Source organism: Streptacidiphilus jeojiense (assembly GCF_000719095.1).
In the GTDB taxonomy this organism is placed as follows: domain Bacteria; phylum Actinomycetota; class Actinomycetes; order Streptomycetales; family Streptomycetaceae; genus Streptacidiphilus; species Streptacidiphilus jeojiensis.
Genome location: NZ_JOEH01000003.1, coordinates 41194 through 58429, shown reverse-complemented (window position 1 = coordinate 58429; position 17236 = coordinate 41194). Strand labels below are relative to the sequence as shown.

Sequence of the window (17236 nt, the reverse complement as noted above, 5' to 3'; positions counted from 1 at the left end):
TCGCCCCGGCGGGGTCACGCGGCGAGCGAGGCCGCGTCGCCCATCACGATCACCGGGTGCTTCGACGGGTCGAGGTCCTTGAGCAGTATCGCCATGTCCGCCTTGGCCAGGCTGACGCAGCCGTGCGTCGGGCCGCCGTGGTCCACGTGGACCCAGATGCCGCCGCCGCGGTTGGCGCCGAGCGGGCGCTCGGCGGAGAGCGGGCTGGTCCCGGCGACGTGGTTGTAGTTGATGGCGACCACGTAGTCGAAGGCGTCGGCCAGCGACTCGCCCTCGAAGCCGGTGCCCAGCGCCTTGAAGGCGGAGGAGTGGGTGTACGGGAGCTTGGTGCCCGGGTTGGCGTCCAGGCCGCCGGCGTCGGTCAGCGAGTAGACGCCGATCGGGCTGTGCAGGTCACCCTCCATGTGGTGGGTGGTCCAGCCGTCCAGGGCGTTGTGCGAGGGCCAGGCCGTCCCGGCCAGCCAGCTGCCGTCGGCGGTGCGGGTGTAGAGGGTGGCGGTGCCGGTGTTGGCGTTCTTGCCGGTTCCGGAGACCAGCAGGACCTGCTGGGTGTTGGCGGGGATCTGCTTGCGGAAGTCCGCGCCGAGGCCGGGGAGCTGGGTGAGCGCGGCCGCCGGGGTGGCCCGGTCGGTCGAGCGCGAGGTGTCGGCCGGGGTGGTGCGCTGGCCGGTGGCCACCGGTGCGCTGGTGCGGGCGGTGGCGGTGGTCGCGGTCTTGCCGGTGTTCGGGTGCACCAGCCCGGCCATGGCGATGACCGCCACGGCGGCGACGGAGCCGACGCCGAGGAAGCCGTTGCGGACCCTGCGCCTGCGGCGGGCCCGGGCCCGGGCGGCGGCGCGGGCCGCGACCCGGCTGCCGGAGCGGGGTCCGGTGGAGCGGGGGGCCTCGGCGCGGGGGGCGGCCGGGGCCGCGTAGTCGCCGTAGCCGGAGTCGACGAACCGCGGGTCGGTGTGGTCGGAGTAGCCGGAGCCCTGGTAGCCCGCGTCGCTGTGGCCGGGACCGGGGTACGCACGTTCGGCGTAGTAGGGGTCCGTCCGGTAGGCCGGTTCGCTGTAGCCGGGGTCCGCGTAGCCGTTCTGCGCGTACCCGCCCTGTGCGTAGCCGTCCTGCTGCCCGTAGTAGCCGTCGTAGCTGACGCCGTATCCGCCGTCACTGTCCGTGCCTGGCGCGGTTCCGCCGGAACCGCGCCGGTTCGGGTCGGAGGCAGGGCGGGCGTAACTCGACATGGACGTTTGTTCCTCGCGGGATCGGGGGCGCATACGGGTGGGGGCCCTGAGGGGCGGCCTCGGCGGGTGGCTTCCGGTCACTCCTGGTGATGTCGTCGGCCGCACCGGTCTGCGCAGCCGTCTCCAGCGTCACGGTACCCCCATCGTGTGACGTGACACAGGAGCCACAGCGTCGTTGTCACGAGGCCCTCACACGTTCACCGGCAGTCCCACCCCCTGCCTTACGTCCCGCTGACGTTGAATCATCAATCCCGGAGCGGGCCGAAAACGGGGGCGGCGAGCGGCGCCGGATCGACCGCGTCCCCGGGCTCAGCTGTGGGCAAGCTCACATGCAGCGCCATGCCGACGCTCAGCTCGGCCGGGTCGCAGCCGACCACCGCAGTCATCATCCGGGGCCCCTCGGCGAGGTCCACCACGGCGGCGACATAGGGCAGCCGGTCCCGGAACGGCGGGAGGTCGTTCACCTGAACCAGTGACCAGGTGTAGAGGACGGCGTCACCCGAGGCCTGCTCCCAGACCACCTCCTCGCTCCAGCAGTACGGGCAGAACTCGCGGGGGTAGTGGTGCGCCCGCCCGCAGGAGGCGCAGCGGCGCAGCAGCAGCCGGCCCTGCGCGGCCGCCTCCCAGTAGGGGCGGGTGAAGGCGTCGGGCTCGGGGCGGTCTGCCGGGGTCACGGCCTCATCCCTCTCCTTGATTTCTGACGTGCCGTCAGTTCAACGCATGCGGTGAGCTGGGCGCAAGAGCCGCGGTGCCTGCCGACCCCTTCCAGCAAGCGTTTCCTGCCAGTAATCTGATGGAACGTCAGATATAGGGAACGGAGGCAACGCCATGCTGGACCCGGACGACGAGACCGATGTCGGCGGCCGCCCGGTGCGCTCGCGCCCGGTCGACCTCGACGCCTTCTTCCGCCCGTCGAGCGTGGCGGTGATCGGCGCCTCGGACACCCCGGGGCGGCCCAATACCGGCATCACCCGGCAGCTGGCCGCCTGGGCCGAACGGGTCGGGGCCCGGATGTACCCGGTCAACCCGGGCCGGACCGAGGTGGACGGCCGGCCCTGCTACCCGGACCTGGCCTCGGTCCCGGTCGCCGGCGGGGAGCCGGTCGACCTGGCCGTGATCCTGCTCGCCGACCCCGAGCCGGTGGTGCCCCAGCTGATCGAGGCCAAGGTGAAGTTCGCGGTGGCCTTCGCCTCCGGCTTCGCCGAGACCGGCGCCGAGGGCGCCGAGGCCCAGCGGCGGCTGGCCCGGCTGATCGCCGAGGCGCCGACCGGGCTGCGGCTGCTCGGCCCCAACACCAACCTCAACGCCTTCGAGCGGTTCCGCGAGGACCTGACCGGGCCGGCCATCGCGCTGATCACCCAGAGCGGCCACCAGGGCCGACCGCTGTTCTCTCTCCAGTCCCTCGGCATCCGGCTCAGCCACTGGGCCCCCACCGGCAACGAGGCCGACCTGGAGGTCGCCGACTTCGTCCGCTGGTTCGCCGACCAGCCCGAGGTCGGCGCCATCGCCGCCTACATCGAGGGGCTCAAGGACGGCCGGGCCTTCCTGCTCGCCGCCGACCACGCCGCCCGGCGCGGCGTCCCGGTGGTGGCCGTCAAGGTCGGCCGGACCCGGGAGGGCGCACGGATGGCCGCCTCCCACACCGGCAAGCTCACCGGCGCGGACGACGTGGTGGACGCGGCCTTCCGGCAGTTCGGGGTGATCCGGGTGGACGGCCTGGACGAACTCCAGGACACCGCCGCGCTGCTGGCCCGGGCCAGGCCGCCGCAGGCCGACGGGGTCGCCGTCTACTCCATCTCCGGCGGGACCGGCGCGCACCTGGCCGACCTGGCCTCGATGGCCGGGCTGACCATGCCCCGGCTCTCCGAGCAGAAGCAGGATGAGCTGCACCAGTGGATCCCCGAGTACCTCAGCGTCGCCAACCCGATCGACAACGGCGGCCACCCGGTCGGCGACTGGCGCGGCCGGAGGATCCTGGACGCGATCCTGGCCGACCCCTCGGTGGGCGTGCTGATCTGCCCGATCACCGGGCCGTTCCCACCGATGAGCGACAAGCTGGCGCAGGACCTGGTCGAGGTCGCCGAGACCACCGACAAGCTGGTCTGCGTGGTCTGGGGCTCGCCGGACGGCACCGAGGACGCGTACCGGCAGACCCTGCTCGGCTCCTCCCGGGTCGCCACCTTCCGCACCTTCGGCAACTGCGTGCGGGCGGTCGCCGCCTATCTGGAGCACCACCGCTTCGTGGCCGGCTACCGCAGCCCGTTCGAGCACGCGCCGCGGACGCCCTGCGCGGGCAAGGTCAAGGCGCAGCGGGTGCTGCGGCCCGGGCAGCAGCTCAGCGAGGTCGCCGCCAAGCAGCTGCTGCGCTCCTACGGCCTGCGGGTGCCGCGCGAGCAACTGGTCACCAGCGCCGCCGGGGCGGTGCGGGCGGCCGGGGTGGTGGGCTACCCGGTGGTGCTGAAGGGCTCCGCGCCCGAGGTCGCCCACAAGACCGAACTCGGTCTGGTGCACGTCGGGTTGACCTCGGCCAGCCAGGTGCGGGAGGCGTTCCGCGAGCTCACCGACAACGCCCGGGCCGCCGGAATCCCCCGGCTGGAGGGGGTGCTGGTGTGCCAGATGGTGGAGGCCGGGGTGGAGATGGTCATCGGCGTCACCCAGGACCCCAGCTTCGGGCCGACGGTCACCGTGGGCATGGGCGGGGTGCTGGTGGAGGTGCTGGCCGACACCGCCGTGATGGTGCCGCCGTTCGACTGCCTGGACGTCAGGGCCGCACTGGACCGGCTGCGCTGCCGGCCGCTGCTGGACGGGGTGCGCGGCGGCCCGCCGATGGATCTGGACGCCCTGGTGGAGGCCGTGCTGCGAGTGCAGCGGATGGCGGTCGAACTGGACGGCGAGCTGGCCGAGCTGGACATCAACCCGCTGATGGTGCTGGAGCGCGGCAAGGGCGTGGTCGCCCTGGACGCGCTGGCGGTGTGCCGGTGACCGGGCCGCTGCTGGTGGCCAGGGACGGCGGGGTGCTGCGGCTGACGCTGCACCGGCCGGAGACCCTGAACGCGATCACCGCCGAGCTGCGCGAACTGCTGATCACCGAACTGGCCGGCGCCTCGGCTGACCCGTCCGTCCGCGCGGTGCTGCTGACCGGCTCGGGCCGCGGCTTCTGCTCCGGCGCGGACCTGCGGTCCGGCGCCCCCGCCGCCGGGCCGCCGGTCCCCGGCGATGTCGAGCGGATGCTGCGGACCGGGGTGCAGCGCATGGTCGCCGCGGTGCTGGACTGCGAGAAGCCGGTGCTGGCCGCGGTGAACGGCACCGCCGCCGGGGTCGGCGTGCACCTGGCGCTGGCCTGCGACCTGGTGCTGGCGAGCGATCAGGCCAGCTTCGTGGCGGCGTTCGTACGACGCGGGCTGGTCCCGGACGGCGGCGGGGCGTATCTGCTGCCGCGGCTGGTCGGTCCGCAGCGGGCCAAGGAGCTGCTGTTCTTCGGTGACAAGCTGTCGGCCGCGGACGCGGAGCGGATGGGGCTGGTCAACCTGGTGGTCCCGGCCGAGGAGTTGGAGAAGACGGCGCGGGAGTGGACCGAGCGGCTGGCGGCCGGGCCGACCCGGGCCCTGGCCATGACCAAGCGGCTGGTCAACGCGTCGCTGGAGTCGGACCGGGCCGCGGCCTTCGCCGCGGAGGCGATCGCCCAGGAGGTCAATATGACGACGGAGGACGCCCCGGAGGGGGTGCGCGCCTTCGTCGAGCGGCGGCCGCCGCGGTTCCAGGGGCGCTGATGCGGGGGCCGGCGACGAGCGGACCCGTGACAAGCAGGCCGGCCACGAGCGGCGGGACCGGTCAGGCCTCCAGCACCTCGACGGCGCCGATGTAGCCGCCGGTCTCCTGCAGTACCAGTTCGGGCTCGCGGCGCAGATAGGACACCGCCGCGCCGGAGTGCAGCCGCGCCGCGTGCCCGGTCAGCTCCAGGTCGAGCAGCGTCGCCTGCCAGCCGTGGCCCAGGTCGGTGGGCGAGTCGACCTTCAGCACCACCTGCGACCGCCCGTCCGGGCCCGGCTCCCACAGCCCGGCGACGGACACCAGGCCCCCGCTGGTGACGGTGAACACCCCGTCCGGCTCGAACTGGAGCACACTGCCGCCGCCGTCCCAGACCCCGGGCACCGCGGCCGCGACCAGGCCGGTCCTCGGCTCCGGCCGCCGGCCCCAGAGCACCCAGGCCCCGGCGATCACCGGCACCGCGGCGCTCTGCAGATCGTTGGTCAGGCCCCAGACCAGCGCCGGGCCGCCCAGCGCCATGCCCTTGAACTCGACGAAGACGTCGATGTACGAGCCCAGCAGGAGCAGCAGGGCCGTCACCGCCGTCGCGAAGCGCCCGTGCAGCAGCCAGCGGCTCACCAGCCGTGCCAGCGCGAGCAGGCCCAGCAGCACGACCGTCTCCACGGCGGTGCGGACCGCCTGGTCCGCCACCAGGTTCCAGAGCACCACCTGGGACGACCCGTCCGGGCTGAACGCCGGCTGGGAGAAGGCGCCGCTGGCGTAGAGGTTCTCGGCGCCGAGGAGCAGCTGCACCCCGAGCACCGCGCCCAGCGCCTGTATCCACCGCTTGGCCCGCCGGTCCATCGCCGTCCCCCTCGCCCGGTTCTCCCCAGAACCGCACGTCCACCCTACGCAGCGCCTGATCATCGGCGTCAAGGGGCAGAGTCGCCCTTCTCATCTGACGCTCCGTCAGGTTCAATGGTGTCCGGAACCCCTTCCGGGACCCTTCAGGGACGAGACCTCTGCGAGGCAGCAATGGGCCACGAGGGCATGGCGGTCGCCGCCATCCGGTACCTCCGCGCGTCCGCCGCGCCGCCCCAGGAGGCTGAGCCGGACGCGCCGGTGGTGTCGCCGCTGCGCGCCGTGGGGCCCGACGAGCGCCTGCCCGGGGCGGTCACCGACCCGCTGCTGATGCGCTCCGTGCTGGGCCACTTCTGCACCGGCGTCACCGTCATCAGCGCCCTGGACCAGGACGGGACGCCGGCCGGCTTCGCCTGCCAGTCCTTCTCCTCGCTGTCCCTGGACCCGCCGCTGGTGAGCTTCAACGTCGCCCGGACGTCGGCCTCCTGGCCCAGGATCGCCCACGCCGGCCGGTTCTGCGTCAGCGTCCTCGCCGCCGACCAGGGCGACCTCTGCCGGACCTTCGCGGTGAGCAGCGCCTCCGGCGCGGACAAGTTCGCCGGCGTGGGCTGGAGCCCCTCCCCCGGCACCGGTTCGCCGCGCCTCGCCGACGCGCTGGCCTGGATCGACTGCACCATCCACGCGGTGCACGTCGGCGGCGACCACCTGATCGTGCTCGGCCGGGTCTGCGAGCTGTCAGTGGGACGGACCGACGCCGGGCCGCTGCTCTTCTACCGCGGCGGCTTCGGCGAACTCACGCCGTGAGCGGGACGGTTGCCACCGGGGGGACGGTCGGCTTGGCCCGGAGCAGCAGGGCGCAGCTCGCCGCGATCACGCACAGCGCGCCGGCGCCGTACCAGGCGGCGTCGTAGCTGCCCAGCTGGTCGCGGACCATACCGGCGCCGAAGGCGACCAGGGCGGCACCGACCTGGTGGCCGCAGAACACCCAGCCGAAGACGATCGGCGCGTCCTCGCCGAACCACTCCCGGCACAGCGCGATGGTCGGCGGAACCGTGGCGACCCAGTCCAGGCCGTAGAAGACGATGAAGATCACCATGCTGGGGTGCACGGTCCGGGCGAACAGCGCCGGCAGGAACAGCAGCGAGGCGCCGCGCAGCAGGTAGTAGACGCCGAGCAGCTTGCGGGAGTCCCACCGGTCCGTCAGCCAGCCCGAGAAGACCGTGCCGACCACGTCGAACACCCCGACCAGCGCGAGCAGGCTCGCGGCCGTGGTCTCCACCATGCCGTGGTCGCCGGCCGCCGGGATGAAGTGCGTGCCGACCAGGCCGTTGGTGGTCGCCCCGCAGATCGCGAAGGATCCGGCCAGCAGCCAGAACGGCCTGGTCCCGGCGGCCTGACGGAGCAGCCGCAGCGCCCGCAGGCCCTTGGGCTCGGCCGCCGCCTCCGCCGCCGGGTCGGCGGGCTGCTCCGGATCGGGCTCGGTCTGCCCGTACGGCAGCAGGCCCAGGTCGGCGGGGCGCTCGCGGAGCAGCATCAGCACGATCGGGACCACCGCCAGCGAGCAGATGCCGACGGTGAGCGAGGCGCTGCGCCAGCCGTAGGCGCTGATCAGCCAGGCCAGGATGGGCAGGAAGACCAGGTTCCCGGCGGCGCTGGCGGCGGTCAGCACACCGGTGACCAGTCCGCGCCGGGCCAGGAACCAGCGGCCGGTGATGGTCGCGGTGAAGGCCAGCGCCATGGACCCGCTGCCGATGCCGACCAGGACGCCCCAGCACAGCATCATCTGCCAGGGCGCGTCCATGTAGACGGTGGCTCCGGCCCCGACGGCCATCATGGTCAGCGCCACGGCGGCGACCCTGCGGATGCCGAAACGGTCCATCAGTGCGGCGGCGAAGGGCGCGGTCAGGCCGTTGAGCACCATGTTGACCGAGACCGCGGCCGAGATGACGCCGTGCGACCAGCCGAACTCGGTGTTCAGCGGCTCCATCAGCAGCGCCGGCGTGGACCGGAAGCCGGCCGCGCCGAGCAGGACGAGGAGGCAGACGCCCGCGACGATCCAGGCGTAGTGCAGGCGCGGAGTGCGGGGCGCGGGCGCGGGCCGGGTGGCGGCGGGGACTGTCTGCTGATCGGTCACACCAGGATTCTCGCCAGTGCCCCGTCGCGGCTGCGAGTGGCCGGAAGGACAGCTTGCGCAAGGATCGGGCCACGGCGCAGGATGGACGCATGACCCGACCGCACCGCGTAGCCGTCCTCGCCCTCCCCGGGGTGATCGCCTTCGAGCTGGCGACACCCTCCCGCATCCTGGAGTGCGCACATGCGGTCGGTGACCCGCCGCTGTACCGGGTGGCCACCTGCACGGTGGACGGGAAGCCGGTCCGGACCAGCACCGACTTCGGCATCACCGTCGAGCACGGACCGGAACTGCTGGCCACCGCCGACACCGTGGTCATCCCGGCCACCCACGGGTCGAACCTGGCCGAGACCGAGGGACGGCTGCCGCAGGAGGTCGCCGACGCGCTGGCACTGATCCGCCCCGGCACCCGACTGGTCTCCATCTGCACCGGCGCCTTCGTCCTGGCGGCGGCCGGACTGCTGGACGGCCGCCCGGCCACGACCCACTGGATGCACACCGACAACTTCCGCCGGCTGTTCCCCAAGGTGCAGCTCAACCCGGACGTGCTGTTCGTGGACGACGGCGACGTGCTCACCTCCGGCGGGGTCGCCGCCGGGGTCGACCTGTGCTTGCACCTGGTACGCCGCGACCACGGGTCGGCCGTCGCCAACCGGGTGGCCCGGCGCTGCATCGTTCCGCCGTGGCGGGAGGGCGGCCAGGCCCAGTACGTGGACCTGCCGGTCCCGGACGAGGGCAGCGAGGGGACGGCGGCGGCCCGGGCGTGGGCGCTGGAGCGGCTGGGCGAACCGCTGGCCCTGCGGGACCTGGCCGCGAAGTCGGGGATGAGCGTACGGACCTTCACCCGCCGCTTCCGGGAGGAGACCGGGGTCAGCCCGGGGCAGTGGCTGATCCGTCAGCGGGCGCATCGAGCAAGGGAGTTGCTCGAAGGAAGCGAGATGACGGTGGACCGGATCGCGCGGGAGGTCGGGTTCGGCACAGCAGCGAGCATGCGGACGCACGTTCGGGAGTCACTGGGGGTGGCGCCGAGTGCGTACCGGCGTACGTTCCGGACGGTGGGCGCGGAGTGACGGTACAGCACGTGCATGGTTGTTCGCGCAGTTCCCCGCGCCCCTATGGGGCGCGGGGAACTGCGCGAACAGCAACCCCCGCTGAGGGTCAGAACGCGAGTACCGCCCGGGCCACCCGCCCGCCGTGCGTGGCCTCTGCGGCGGCCTCGAACTCCTCCACCGGATAGACAGAGGTGACGAGTTCGTCCAGCAGCAGCCGCCCCTCGGCGTACAGCGCAGCGTAGAGCGCGATGTCCACCTGGGGTCGGGACGACCCGTAGCGGCAGCCCAGGATGGACTTGTCCAGGAACATCTCGGCCGGCCGGAAGGCCGCCTCCGCGTCCGGACGGGTCATCCCCAGCAGCACCGCCTGGCCGTGACGGTTCAGCAGGTCCACGGCCTGGCGGACCAGAGCCACCGCTCCGACGCACTCGAAGGCATGGTCCACCCCCTCCGGGAGCAGCGCCTTGACCGCCTCCACCGAGTCGGTGACCGCCCGCGCGTCCACGAAGTCCGTCGCCCCGAAGGTGCGGGCCGCCGCCTCCTTCGCGGCGACCGCGTCCACCGCGACGATCCGGGAGGCGCCGGCCAGCCTCGCCCCCTGGATGACGTTGAGGCCGATCCCGCCGCAGCCGATGACCGCGACGGTGTCGCCGATGCCGACCCTGGCCCGGTTGAGCACCGCGCCCACCCCGGTCAGCACCCCGCAGCCGATCAGCGCCGCGGAGGTGAACGGGATGGCCGGGTCGATCCGCACCGCCTGGACCGCCTTCACCACGGTGCGTTCGGCGAACACCGAGGTGGAGGCGAAGTTGTAGAGCGGGGTGCCGGGTTCGGAGCGGCGGGTGAAGGGCTTGCCGGGGAAGCCGATGGCCTTGCGGCACATCGTCGGCCGTCCCCGGCCGCACTCCACGCAGGTGCCGCAGTTGGCGAGGGTGGACAGGGCGACATGGTCGCCCGGCTGGACGTGGGTGACGCCGGGGCCCACCGCCTCCACCGTCCCGGCGCCCTCGTGGCCGAGCACCACCGGGACCGGGAACGGGATGGTGCCGTCGATCACGGACAGGTCGCTGTGGCAGAGCCCGGCGGCGGCGATCCGCACCAGCACCTCGCCGATGCCGGGGTCGCGGACCTCCAGGTCGTCCACCACCTGGGCCGCCTTGCCGTCGAAGATGACGCCCTTCATGTGAATACCCCTCAGATCATGTCTCAGGATTGCCAGATGACGGCCTGGACCTCGCTGTAGGCCTGCAGCCCGTAGGAGCCGCCGTCGCGGCCGACACCGCTCTGCTTGAAGCCGCCGAAGGGGGCCTCCATGTTGCGCTGGGCGGTGTTGATGCCGACATGGCCGGTCCGCAGCCGGGCCGCGAGGGCGTAGGCGCGGGCGGTGTCGGCGGTGAAGACGTAGTCGTACAGGCCGAACTCGGTGGAGTTGGCGATGGCGACGGCCTCCTCCTCGTCCCGGAACGGGATCACCACCACGACCGGGCCGAAGACCTCCTCGCGGGCGATGGTCATGGTCGGGGTGACGTCGGCCAGCAGCGTCGGGGCGACGTAGAAGCCGGTGTCAGGGAGGACCGGGAAGCCGTCGGCGTGCTCCTTGCGGGTGCCGCCGCAGACCAGCCGGGCGCCTTCGGCCAGCGCCCCGGCGATGTAGCCCTCGACCCGGTCGCGGTGCTGTGCGGTGATGACCGGACCGACGACCGTGTCCGGCGACAGCGGGTCGCCGACGGTGAGCGCGGCGGCGTAGGCGGCCAGGGCGGCCACGACCTCGTCGTGCCGGGACTCGTGCACCAGCACCCGGGTGGGCGCGGTGCAGATCTGCCCGGAGTGGAAGGACCAGGCCGAGCCGACGGCGGAGACGGCGGCGCGCAGGTCGGCGTCCTCCAGGACGATCCCCGCGCCCTTGCCGCCGAGTTCCAGCAGCAGCCGCTTCATGGTGAGCCCGCCGTCGGCGGCGATCCTGCGGCCGACCGCGGTCGAGCCGGTGAAGCTGATCATGTCGACGTCGGGCGAGGCGACCAGCACCGCGCCGGTGGCCGCACCGGAGCCGGTGACCACGTTGAAGATCCCGGGCGGGGCTCCGGCCTCCTCGAAGACCTCGCCCAGCTTGAGGCAGCCCAGCGGGTCCTGCGGGGCCGGCTTGGCCACCACGGTGTTGCCGGCCGCCAGCGCCGGGGCGAGCTTGCCGGCCAGGTTGACGATGGGGAAGTTGTAGGAGGTGATGCAGCCGACCACGCCCACCGGACGCCGCGCCGCGACCGCACTGGTCAGCCCGCCGGCGGCCAGCGGGGTGGCGGCGACCGGCTGCGGGGCCAGCGCGCTGACGGCCGGTTCCAGCGCGCCGCGGGCGTAGCGGCGGAAGCGCTCGGCGGCCACCGGGACCTGCATCGCCGAGGCGACCCTGATGGTGGCCCCGGTCTCGGCCTGCAGCAGCGGGACGAAGTCGTCGTTGCGGGCCAGCAGCAGGTCGGCGATCCGGTCCAGCACCGCGGCGCGCTGGGCGGGGCTGGTCCTGGACCAGCTCTCGAACGCCTCCCTGGCGGCCGCCACGGCGTCCGCCACATCGTCGGCCGAGGCCTCCGGGGCCCGGCCGACCGGCTGCTCGGTGGAGGGGTCGACGACCGGGTAGCTGCCGTCGCCGCCCTCGCGCCAGGCCCCGTTGACGAACAGTCGGGCGGTCGGCACTTCGGCCACGGCGGTCGGTGCTTCGGAGGTGGCGGTCATGACGGGCTCCTGCTTTCTCGGGGCAGGCCGAGGACGCGCTCGGCGATGAGGTTGCGCTGGATCTGGTCGCTGCCGCCGTAGATGGTGTCGGCGCGGGAGAAGAGCATCCGGTGCTGACTCTGCGTCAACCTGAGGGTCCCGGCGTCGTGCGGTCCGCGGCCCAGGGCCGCGGCCGCTCCCTGTACCTGCAGCGACAGTTCGCCGAGCCGCTGGTGCCAGCCGCCCCAGACCAGCTTGGCCACGGCGGCGGTGCCCGGCTCGGCGGTGCCCAGGGTGCGCAGCGCGTTGCAGCGCATGACGTGCAGCTCGGCCCACTGACGGGTGAGCCGCTCCCGGAGCACCGGGTCGTGGACCGCGCCCGAGGCCCGGGCCAGCGCGATCACCCCGTCCAGTTCCCGGGCGTAGCCGATCTGCCGGGCCAGCATGCCGACGCCGCGCTCGAAGGACAGCAGGTCCATGGCGACCCGCCAGCCGTCGCCGACCTCGCCGAGGACGTGTTCGGCCGCGGCCTCGGCCCCGTCGAAGAAGACCTCGCTGAACTCGGAGTCGCCGTCGAGCTGCCGGATCGGGCGCACCTCGATCCGTCCGGGCTGGTCCATGGGGAGCAGCAGCAGGCTGAGACCGTGGTGCCGGAGCGACCCGGGCTCGGTGCGGGCCAGCACGAAGCACCAGTCGGCCCACTGGGACAGCGAGGTCCAGGTCTTCTGGCCGGTGACCCGCCAACTCCCGTCCGGGGAACGGGTTCCGGTGGTGCGGACGGCGGCCAGGTCGGAGCCGGCGCCGGGTTCGCTGTAGCCCTGGCACCAGATCTCCTCGCCGCTCGCGATCGGCGGCAGGAAGCGTCTGCGCTGGTCGTCGGTGCCGTGCCGGATCAGGGTGGGGGCGAGCAGTTGCTCGCCGACGATGCCCAGCGGGGCCGGTCCTGCGGCGCGGGCGTACTCCTCGGACCAGACGACCTGCCGGGAGAGCGGGGTCACCTCGGGCTCGGACCCGGGCTCCGACGCGGCCTCGGCCTCGGACTCGGACCCGGCCGACGCGGGTTCGGCGGGCCAGCCGAGGCCGATCCAGCCCCCGCTGCCGAGTTCCCGCTCCCAGGCGCGGCGGCGGTCCGGGTCGAAGCCCTGGGCGGTGCGCAGATCGGCGAAGGGGCCGGCGTCGTCGAGGCGTTCGGCGAGCCAGCCGCGGGCCCGGGCCCGGAAGGCCTCGTCGGCGGCGCTGAAGGAGAAGTCCATGGGTGGCTGCGCGCCTCTCAGGCGTTGGGGCGCTGGTTCGCGGCCGCGGCCCTGGCCATGGCCTCCAGCTGGGCCAGCATCGGCATCGGGTCGGTGCCGACCGCGCCGGGGAGCACATCGGCGATGCGCTGCGGGGTCCAGGAGATCCCGTCGGCCCCGGCTCCCCCCGCGTGCACGGAGCGCAGTTCGCGCGGCTGCGCCCAGACCGCGATCTTGGGTCCGGCGACGGTGTAGACCTGCCCGGTGATGTCGGCGGCCTGGTCGGAGAGCAGGTAGACGACCAGCGCGGCGACGTCCTCGGGCTCCCCGATCTCCTTGAGCTCCATCGGGACGTTGGCGGACATCCGGGTCCTGGCCACCGGCGCCACGCAGTTGGCGGTGACCCCGTACTTGTGCAGGCCGAGCGCGGCGCTGCGGACCAGCGAGATGATGCCGCCCTTGGCGGCGCTGTAGTTGGCCTGGCTGACGCTGCCGGTGTGGTTGCCGCTGGTGAACCCGACGAGCCTGCCGCCGCCCTGACGTCGCATCAGTGCGGAGGCGGCCCGGAACACGGTGAAGGTGCCCTTGAGGTGGGTGGCCAGCACCGGGTCCCACTCCTCCTCGGACATGTTGAAGAGCATCCGTTCGCGCAAGATCCCGGCGACGCACACCGCCCCGTCCAGCCGGCCCCAGGTGTCCACGGCGACCCGGACCACCCGCTCGCCGCCGGCCATGGTGGACACGTCGTCGGCGACCGCGACCGCCTCGCCCCCGGCCACCTGGATCTCCTTCACCACTCCGTCGGCGACCTCGCTGGTCGGGTCGCCGCCCTCGATGCCGACCCCGTAGTCGTTCACCACGACCCTGGCGCCCTCCGCCGCGCAGGCCAGGGCGACCGCACGTCCGATGCCGCGCCCGGCGCCGGTCACCGCCACCACCTTGCCGTGCAGGAACTCGCCCACGTCGCAGCCCTCCTCAAGAATCTGACGGACCGTTAGATTCTAGGTACCGGATCGCGCCGCGCAACAGTCCTGACAGGTCGTCAGAATTGGTAGCAGCAGAATCACACGGCAAGGGGAGGCCGCACATGCCCGCACTCACCGACTTCGACGAGTTCCGCGACATCGCCAAGCGCGTCAACAACTGGGGCCGCTGGGGCGCCGCCGACGAGATCGGCACGCTCAACCTGATCACCCCGGAGACGGTCCGGGCGGCCGCGGCCACGGTGCGCAGCGGACACCGGGTCCCGCTCGCCCTGCCGTTGCAGCAGTACGGCGTGCAGACCGGCATGATCCAGGGCCGGGTCAACCCGCTGCACACCATGGTCGCGCTCAACTGGGAGATGTTCGAGCCGGGCGCCATCGCCACCAGCGACGACGTGGTGACCATGGGCCTGCAGGCCGGCACCCACTGGGACGGCCTGGGCCATGTCAGCCACGGCGGCCGGATCTACAACAACCGCGCCGCGAGCACCATCACGGCCCAGGAGGGCGCCGAGTACAGCGGCGTGGAGAAGGCCCCGCCGGTGGTCGGCCGCGGCGTGCTGCTGGACGTCGCCCGCGCCCGGGGCGTGGACCGGCTGGCCGGCGGCCACGCGGTCACCCCCGAGGACCTGGAGGCCGCCGAGGCACTGGCCAGGACCACTGTGCGGGCGGGGGACATCGTCCTGGTCCGCACCGGGCAGATCCAGCTCTACCTGGGCGGCGACCGCGACTCCTACGCCTTCCCCTCCCCCGGCCTCTCGCTGCGCACCCCCGAGTGGTTCCACGCCAGGGACGTCGCCGCGGTCGCCAACGACACCCTGACCTTCGAGATCTTCCCGCCCGAGGTGGACGGCCTCTACCTCCCGGTGCACGCGCTGGACCTGGTGGAGATGGGGATGATGCAGGGTCAGAACTGGAACCTGGAGCAGTTGGCGCAGGAGTGCGCCGACGACGGGAGGCACGAGTTCCTGCTGGCGGCACCGCCGGAGCCGTTCACGGGCGCGGTGGGAGCGCCGGTCGCGCCGGTGGCCATTCGGTAACTCGGTTGGCAGCTCATCGGTTCAACCGACAAGCGGCTCGGGTGACACCCGGAGCCGGGCGGTCCAGACCGCTGCCGGATCCGCGGAGCGCCGGGCGAACGAATGGGTGGCGAGACGCCGTACTCGCCTCGAGCACGATACGGAGTCTCGCCACCCAGCCTCGACGCATTGGCCCTGACCAGCGCCGACACAATTCGCACTCGCCAAGGACAGCCGGATGCGACTGCTGTCACCGGTGCCCTCGACGTCCCCTCGCAACGAATTGCTCAACCCAAGAGTGATCAGGTGAATACGTCACGTCAATGGGTTGTCCGCAATTCGGATTGGTTGCGTACGCTTTCGGACGACTGATCGACTGGCCGTTTCGGCACTTCACTCCCCCTGCACGCCCCCGGCGCGCGACCCGCACACCCGCGTCCGCATGCCTCAGCGGGCGCCTTCGAGCGCCGCATAGCGCTCCCCCATCAGCCCCTGGGAGCGCACATCCGGATGGAGTCCGTCCGAAAGACCGCCCGCCGCGGCGTCCTCCCCGCTGAACAGTTCTCGGCCATCCATCCAGGTCAGAGCCCTGTCACCGCGCCTTTTCAGGACCTCCACGGTGTCTTCGAAAATCCGCCTCATCTGACGCAGTGTCAGATCCCCCGCCACCTCCATGCCGCTTCCGTCCGCGTTCCGGCGGCAGGCGACCACCGAGTCCTCACGCTCCCCACCGTGCACCGGGCCGAGGACGGTGACCGGAACCCGGGGCTGGTGCGACCGGATTGTGGCCAGGAATCCATGGAGCGACGGAGCCAGGGTGCGCTCGCGCAGACCGGCGGTGTTGTGGATGTTTATCCCGATTTCCAGGGTGATGTGCTCAGTTGTCCGCTCGCCGATCATCCGGGCCACCAGCGGATCGAGCAGGCAGGCCCCGCCGAAGCCCAGATTGGTGACGTTCCGCCCCAGCAGCCGTCCGGCGACGGCGGGCCAGGTGCTCGCCGGCGAGGCGGGCGGAAGGGCGAAGCCGTGGGTGATGCTGCTGCCGTAGACCGTCCACCGGGGCCTGCGGTCCGGCCCGGCCGGGAGCAGCGGCAGGCCGTCGAGGGTCCGCAGCCCGCGTACCCGGACCGGGGCCAGACTCGGCAGCCAGAGCTCCAGCAGTTTGTCCCCCGGCGGCAGGTCCGCGAACACCGCGCCGTGCTCGCCGAGATCGGCCCGCCGCCACCGGTCGCCGCCGGGGGCCGGGGCGGCGTCGGCACCGAGGGAGGTCCCGATCAGCAGGTCGCAGACGCCTGGCAGGTCCGGGCCACCGTCCAGCCGCACCGTCTCGGCGTCCAGCCGAAGTGCGCGGGCCTCCGTGCGCACCCTGATCCTGCCCCCGCAGGCGCTCATCGCGGGCAGCACCAGCGCGGGGTGGTGCAGTTCCAGGTCCGCCACCGGCAGCCGCCACGGCATGAACCACGATCCGTCAGGACCGTGCTCCAGGTCGATGACGCCCTCCAGGGCCGCGGCCACCCTAGGTGCCGCCCAGAAGGACCGGGTCGCCCCCGCCGTGTCGGATCCCACCGCCGACTGTCCCCCGATCCTCAGGTCGGTCAGCCGACCAGCAGTTGTTGCAGCGTCAGCAGGGTCTCGGCGTCCAGCGCCGGCGGCCCGCACTCCCGGGGCTCGCGCTCGATCTCGCACCACACCCGCTTGCCCCCGCCGTCCGGGAACCAACCCCAACGGTCGCAGAGGTTCTCCACCAGTTCCAGGCCGCGGCCGTTGGTCGCCTCACCCGGGGCGTGCCGGGGACGGGGCGGACGCTCGCTGGCGTCGGCGACCTCGACCCGGACCGGGCGCCGGTCGGCCTCGTCCCCGCCGACCGGGAACTGGAGGCACAGCACGGCCGGATTCCCGGTGTGCACCACGGCGTTGGTGACCAGCTCGGACACCACCAGTACCAGCGCCTCCGCCAGCGCTGCGTCCGGGTCGAAGCCGCATCCGGTCAGCCGTGATCTGGTCCACCTGCGAGCCCGTCCGACCTCGGCCGGATCCGCCTCGACGGCGATCTGCACCTGAAGCACCTGCACCGCTCACACCACCCGTACTAGCGGGATCAGTCGCGCCCCTGGAACCGTCCGGCTCCCCGGGCGGCGCACCGATGCGCATCTGATCCAGGATGATTTGCCTGCACCGATTCCAGCAAGCGCTTCGGGCATATTCCAACATTGGGACCGTCCAGCGGTGCATACTGCCCCTGCTGGTCCCCAACCCTGGATGTTCAGGACGTTCTGGACGCG

General features: G+C 72.9%; 15 protein-coding genes. 5 read left to right on the top strand and 10 right to left on the bottom strand.

All coding sequences use genetic code 11. The features are described 5' to 3' along the window. Positions 1-14: 14 nt before the first annotated feature. Together IF29_RS48900 and IF29_RS0103890 are read right to left on the bottom strand one after the other, a co-directional pair. Entirely contained in the window at positions 15-1226 is a 1212-nt protein-coding gene (locus IF29_RS48900) for a hypothetical protein (protein ID WP_198037276.1), read from the bottom strand. 245 nt (positions 1227-1471) lie between these two features. Continuing rightward, positions 1472-1900 (bottom strand): Zn-ribbon domain-containing OB-fold protein, encoded by a 429-nt coding sequence (locus tag IF29_RS0103890; protein WP_037594289.1) that lies wholly within the window; start codon positions 1898-1900, stop codon positions 1472-1474. Between the two features lie 154 nt (positions 1901-2054). On the opposite strand from IF29_RS0103890, the gene IF29_RS0103885 reads away from it, so the two are divergent. Then, positions 2055-4208 carry an acetate--CoA ligase family protein gene (locus IF29_RS0103885; RefSeq protein ID WP_030249547.1) on the top strand — a complete coding sequence of 718 codons (2154 nt, stop codon included), beginning with the start codon at positions 2055-2057 and terminating at the stop codon, positions 4206-4208. Beyond that, complete coding sequence (locus IF29_RS0103880; protein WP_157623579.1) at positions 4205-4996, top strand: enoyl-CoA hydratase/isomerase family protein; 792 nt, start codon at positions 4205-4207, stop codon at positions 4994-4996. The genes IF29_RS0103885 and IF29_RS0103880 overlap by 4 nt, the downstream gene beginning before the upstream one ends. Before the next feature lie 61 nt (positions 4997-5057). On the opposite strand, the gene IF29_RS0103875 is transcribed toward IF29_RS0103880, so the two are convergent. Continuing rightward, positions 5058-5837 carry a hypothetical protein gene (locus IF29_RS0103875; RefSeq protein WP_030249541.1) on the bottom strand — a complete coding sequence of 260 codons (780 nt, stop codon included), beginning with the start codon at positions 5835-5837 and terminating at the stop codon, positions 5058-5060. 186 nt (positions 5838-6023) lie between these two features. On the opposite strand from IF29_RS0103875, the gene IF29_RS0103870 reads away from it, so the two are divergent. After that, positions 6024-6638, top strand: coding sequence for a flavin reductase family protein (locus IF29_RS0103870; protein WP_084713543.1), 615 nt, complete (start codon positions 6024-6026; stop codon positions 6636-6638). Here IF29_RS0103870 and IF29_RS0103865 read toward each other — a convergent pair. Further along, positions 6628-7968 (bottom strand): MFS transporter, encoded by a 1341-nt coding sequence (locus IF29_RS0103865; protein WP_030249534.1) that lies wholly within the window; start codon positions 7966-7968, stop codon positions 6628-6630. The genes IF29_RS0103870 and IF29_RS0103865 overlap by 11 nt on opposite strands. Before the next feature lie 89 nt (positions 7969-8057). Here IF29_RS0103865 and IF29_RS0103860 point away from each other — a divergent pair, with 89 nt between their 5' ends. Next, complete coding sequence (locus IF29_RS0103860; RefSeq protein WP_030249531.1) at positions 8058-9035, top strand: GlxA family transcriptional regulator; 978 nt, start codon at positions 8058-8060, stop codon at positions 9033-9035. 88 nt (positions 9036-9123) lie between these two features. On the opposite strand, the gene IF29_RS0103855 is transcribed toward IF29_RS0103860, so the two are convergent. From IF29_RS0103855 to IF29_RS0103840, 4 genes are read right to left on the bottom strand one after another with little or no spacing between them, the layout of a single operon-like run. After that, entirely contained in the window at positions 9124-10200 is a 1077-nt protein-coding gene (locus IF29_RS0103855; protein WP_030249529.1) for an alcohol dehydrogenase catalytic domain-containing protein, read from the bottom strand. Between the two features lie 23 nt (positions 10201-10223). Then, positions 10224-11741, bottom strand: a complete 1518-nt coding sequence (locus tag IF29_RS0103850) for an aldehyde dehydrogenase family protein (protein WP_051724859.1) — start codon at positions 11739-11741, stop codon at positions 10224-10226. Then, positions 11738-12973, bottom strand: a complete 1236-nt coding sequence (locus tag IF29_RS0103845) for an acyl-CoA dehydrogenase family protein (protein ID WP_030249525.1) — start codon at positions 12971-12973, stop codon at positions 11738-11740. The genes IF29_RS0103850 and IF29_RS0103845 overlap by 4 nt, the downstream gene beginning before the upstream one ends. 17 nt (positions 12974-12990) lie before the next feature. After that, positions 12991-13914, bottom strand: a complete 924-nt coding sequence (locus tag IF29_RS0103840) for an SDR family oxidoreductase (protein WP_030249522.1) — start codon at positions 13912-13914, stop codon at positions 12991-12993. A gap of 125 nt (positions 13915-14039) precedes the next feature. Between IF29_RS0103840 and IF29_RS0103835 the strand changes: the two genes are divergently transcribed. Next, positions 14040-14975: a cyclase family protein gene (locus IF29_RS0103835; protein ID WP_030249520.1), complete on the top strand. Its 936-nt coding sequence runs from the start codon at positions 14040-14042 to the stop codon at positions 14973-14975. 426 nt (positions 14976-15401) lie between these two features. Here IF29_RS0103835 and IF29_RS0103830 read toward each other — a convergent pair whose 3' ends face one another. Both IF29_RS0103830 and IF29_RS0103825 read right to left on the bottom strand, forming a co-directional pair. Then, entirely contained in the window at positions 15402-16520 is a 1119-nt protein-coding gene (locus IF29_RS0103830; RefSeq protein WP_030249517.1) for an SGNH/GDSL hydrolase family protein, read from the bottom strand. Positions 16521-16549: 29 nt separating this feature from the next. Further along, entirely contained in the window at positions 16550-17026 is a 477-nt protein-coding gene (locus IF29_RS0103825; RefSeq protein ID WP_051724858.1) for an ATP-binding protein, read from the bottom strand. Positions 17027-17236: the final 210 nt, after the last annotated feature.

Excerpts from the sequence above, each read along its gene's own strand:
- IF29_RS0103855 (WP_030249529.1), bottom strand. The coding sequence starts at position 10,200 with ATGAAGGGCGTCATCTTCGACGGCAAGGCGGCCCAGGTGGTGGACGAC.
- IF29_RS0103860 (WP_030249531.1), top strand. The coding sequence starts at position 8,058 with ATGACCCGACCGCACCGCGTAGCCGTCCTCGCCCTCCCCGGGGTGATC.
- IF29_RS0103835 (WP_030249520.1), top strand. The coding sequence starts at position 14,040 with ATGCCCGCACTCACCGACTTCGACGAGTTCCGCGACATCGCCAAGCGC.
- IF29_RS48900 (WP_198037276.1), bottom strand. The coding sequence starts at position 1,226 with ATGTCGAGTTACGCCCGCCCTGCCTCCGACCCGAACCGGCGCGGTTCC.
- IF29_RS0103845 (WP_030249525.1), bottom strand. The coding sequence starts at position 12,973 with ATGGACTTCTCCTTCAGCGCCGCCGACGAGGCCTTCCGGGCCCGGGCC.
- IF29_RS0103870 (WP_084713543.1), top strand. The coding sequence starts at position 6,024 with ATGGCGGTCGCCGCCATCCGGTACCTCCGCGCGTCCGCCGCGCCGCCC.
- IF29_RS0103850 (WP_051724859.1), bottom strand. The coding sequence starts at position 11,741 with ATGACCGCCACCTCCGAAGCACCGACCGCCGTGGCCGAAGTGCCGACC.
- IF29_RS0103875 (WP_030249541.1), bottom strand. The coding sequence starts at position 5,837 with ATGGACCGGCGGGCCAAGCGGTGGATACAGGCGCTGGGCGCGGTGCTC.
- IF29_RS0103885 (WP_030249547.1), top strand. The coding sequence starts at position 2,055 with ATGCTGGACCCGGACGACGAGACCGATGTCGGCGGCCGCCCGGTGCGC.